Annotated in this window: 4 protein-coding genes; 2 read left to right on the top strand and 2 right to left on the bottom strand. The window is 60.6% G+C overall.

What is annotated here, in order from left to right; all coding sequences use genetic code 11:
* The coding region (locus BN1969_RS09635; protein ID WP_272867228.1) for a flavoprotein at positions 1 to 562 on the bottom strand (562 nt) is incomplete at its 3' end.
* A 267-nt stretch (positions 563 to 829) separates the two neighbouring features.
* On the opposite strand from BN1969_RS09635, the gene BN1969_RS09640 reads away from it, so the two are divergent.
* The gene (locus tag BN1969_RS09640; protein ID WP_050624110.1) at positions 830 to 1,612 is read left to right on the top strand and encodes a type III pantothenate kinase; all 783 of its coding nucleotides are present in this window, start codon (positions 830 to 832) and stop codon (positions 1,610 to 1,612) included.
* Between the two features lie 84 nt (positions 1,613 to 1,696).
* Here BN1969_RS09640 and BN1969_RS09645 read toward each other — a convergent pair whose 3' ends face one another.
* Positions 1,697 to 2,176 carry a hypothetical protein gene (locus BN1969_RS09645; protein WP_050624111.1) on the bottom strand — a complete coding sequence of 160 codons (480 nt, stop codon included), beginning with the start codon at positions 2,174 to 2,176 and terminating at the stop codon, positions 1,697 to 1,699.
* A gap of 272 nt (positions 2,177 to 2,448) precedes the next feature.
* Here BN1969_RS09645 and BN1969_RS09650 point away from each other — a divergent pair, with 272 nt between their 5' ends.
* Complete coding sequence (locus tag BN1969_RS09650; protein ID WP_050624112.1) at positions 2,449 to 2,997, top strand: RNA polymerase sigma factor; 549 nt, start codon at positions 2,449 to 2,451, stop codon at positions 2,995 to 2,997.
* The last annotated feature ends 107 nt before the right edge of the window (positions 2,998 to 3,104 follow it).

Consider the following 3,104-nt stretch of genomic DNA (forward strand, 5'->3'; position numbering starts at 1 on the left):
GGCCCGCCAGGTCGTGGGGGAGGGCCAGGACGCGGAGGATGTGCTGGACCAGAGTGTCCGGCTCCGGCATCTTGCCGGGCCCCACAGCGCCGCAGGCCAGCCGGCCGGAGGCGGGGGCGATGACCTCCCACCCATAGCGGCGCAGCAGATCCAGGTTGTCCTGGGTCACCGGGTTCTCATACATCTTGGTGTTCATGGCCGGAGCGATCAGCTTGGGGCAGGGACAGGCCAGCACTGTGGTGGTGAGCATATCGTCGGCCAGCCCGTGGGCCAGCTTGGCGCACACATTGGCGGTGGCGGGGGCGACGATCACCAGGTCGGTGCGGTCGGCCAGGGCGATGTGCTCCACCTGATGGGAGAAGTTGCGGTCAAAGGTGTCCACCATGGTCCGGTTCCCGGTGAGCTGTTCAAAAGTGAGGGGGGTGATGAACTGGGTGGCGTTCCGGGTCATCACCACCTCCACTGAGGCGTGGAGCTTCACCAGCGCGGAAGCCAGTGCCGCGGCCTTATAGGCGGCGATGCCGCCGGTGACGCCCAAAAGGATGGTTTTTCCGCTGAGCATTGCAAATCGCTCCTTTGCATAGAGCGGCGCGGGGCGCCGCTGTCGTTTTTTTCATTATAGCTGACCAAGCGGCAGATTGTAAAGGGCAGGGGGATATTTTGCGCGAGAGGAAAAGAATTGCAAAGTTTCGGTTAATTCCTGCCTTGTATTCCCACCGGCGGTCGGGTATAATGTGGCAGAATAAGGACCCGTGGGCGCGTCTCCGGCAAAGGGGGGCTGGCGGGTCAGAGAAAAAACGGGGGCCCTCCCCGCTGAGGTGAACAGATCATGCTGATCGCCATTGATATCGGCAATACCAATATCGTTATCGGAGGCATCCAGGGCGACGCCATCCAGTTCGAGGCCAGGATCGCCACCGACCGCATCAAGACCTCCGACCAGTACGGGGTGGAGATCAAGAACATCCTGGCCCTGTTCGGGGTGAAGCCCTGCGACGTGGACGACTGTATCATCTCCTCGGTGGTGCCGCCGGTCTTCAACTCGGTCTACACCGGTCTGGTGAAGATGACGGGCAAGCACCCCCTGGTGGTGGGGCCGGGCATCAAGACCGGCCTGAACATCCAGATGGACGTCCCCTCCCAGGTGGGCAGCGACCGCATCGTCATCGCCGTGGCCGCGCTGGCGGAGTATGAGCCCCCCCTGATCCTGATGGACCTGGGGACGGCCACCACCATCGAGGTGGTGGACCGGGGCAGCACCTACCTGGGGGGCTGCATCATCCCGGGGGTGCGCACCTCCCTGGACGCCCTCACCTCCCGGGCGGCCCAGCTGCCCGGCATCCGGCTGGACCGGCCGGGCCGGGTGATCGGCAAGAACACGGTGGACTGCATGCGCAGCGGCATCATGTACGGCACCGCCGCCATGCTGGACGGCATGCTGGACCGGGTGGAGGAGGAGCTGGGCAGCCGGGCCACGGTGGTGGCCACGGGGGGGATGGCCCAGTTCATCGTGCCCCTGTGCCGCCGGGAGATCAAGCTGGAGAAGGACCTGCTGCTCAAGGGCCTGAACATCATTTACCAGAAGAACGCCGCCAAGCGGGGGGGGCGCTGAGACAAGGAAGAAAAAACTTGCAGCTGATCATAAAAATGGGATATGCCAGGAAGGCATATCCCATTTTTAATGGAATTATCTGTATCAAGATGCTGTCGTCACGGAGCGAAGGAAGTCCAAAAGTTCATCAAATCGTTCTTGATCCACCGCCTCATATTTGCTCTCGCCCAGATAAATATATCCGTTTTCGAAAACGGATATATTTCCGATCTCTTCAAGCTGATCATTTACCTTGAAAAACCAGATCTCATATATATGCTGTCCGGTTTCAAATCGACGCACACCGAAAGAGGGGCCGCAGTATCGAATGTTCAGTGCATCGATCATTTCGATCAGCGGGGTGTCGTCCAGGCTGCGCGACTTTGATGAAACTGCGTTTGGCATCTCCGTGACAGTGTAGTCTGTGGCTTCAGATGGCTGGAAATCCAGGACATTGGACAGTTCTTTGGGAGAGAACACATAATAGATCCAGCCAACTAAAATCAATACCAAAACCAGAGCAGCCAATAGACCCGCCGCTTTATAGCGCTTATTGCGTTCAACCGCTGTCATATGGGAGTCCATCAACAACCGACTTCCTTCAATTTATTTTGGTCAATTTCAATAATAGTATAGATTGTCATGCGTGTCAATATGTTGGTATAAGACGAATTTGTTTTGCGGCTCCCCTGCTAGGCCATTTGTGAGCAAAGAGCACCGTGATCAGAAGAACGCTTCCGACCGGAAGGCCGGCGTTTTTTTCTATAGGCGGAAAAATTTTTTCCCCTGGCGGCGCGACCTGCCGGGGCGGGACATGCTCTATATAAGTGAAGAGACAACGGAAAAGAGGTGAGGCCATGACGGATCAGGAATTGGTAGAGCTGTTCTGGCAGCGGCGGGAGGAGGCCCTGACCGGGCTCCAGGACAAGTACGGGGGCTGGTGCCGCTCCATCGCCGGTCGCATCCTGGGGGAAGAGCGGGACGTGGAGGAGTGTCTGGGGGACTGCTGGCTCCAGCTGTGGAACGCCATCCCGCCCGCCCGGCCCCAGCACTTCCGGGGCTATCTGGGGGCGGTGGTGCGCAACCGGGCCCTGCTCCTCCGCCGGCGGCGGGGACGGCAGGGGGACACGGTCTCTCTGGCCGCTCTGGAGCTGGCTGAGTGCCTCCCCAGCCGGGAGGGGCCCGAGGAACAGGCCGAGGCGGCGGAGCTGGGGCGGGCCATCTCCGCCTTCCTGAGAGAGCTGGGGGAGGGGCCGCGTACCGCCTTCCTGCGGCGGTACTGGTACGCAGACACCGTGGAGGAGACCGCCGGGCACCTGGGCTGGTCGCTGTCCAGGACCAAGAGCGTCCTGTTTCGGACGCGGAAGAAGCTGAAAGCTTATTTGGAACAGGAGGGAATGTTGTGAACCGAGGAGAACGCATGATGGAGGCTGTGGGCCTTGTGGACCCGGCCTTGGTAGAACAGGCCGCCGGTCCGGCCCGGCGGCACAGCGCCCGCCGGCCCCTGCGGACC

Source organism: Clostridium phoceensis, from assembly GCF_001244495.1.
Taxonomy (GTDB): Bacteria; Bacillota; Clostridia; order Oscillospirales; family Oscillospiraceae; genus Lawsonibacter; species Lawsonibacter asaccharolyticus.

Coding starts and splice junctions, on each gene's coding strand:
- BN1969_RS09640 (WP_050624110.1), top strand. CDS start 830: ATGCTGATCGCCATTGATATCGGCAATACCAATATCGTTATCGGAGGC.
- BN1969_RS09645 (WP_050624111.1), bottom strand. CDS start 2,176: ATGGACTCCCATATGACAGCGGTTGAACGCAATAAGCGCTATAAAGCG.
- BN1969_RS09650 (WP_050624112.1), top strand. CDS start 2,449: ATGACGGATCAGGAATTGGTAGAGCTGTTCTGGCAGCGGCGGGAGGAG.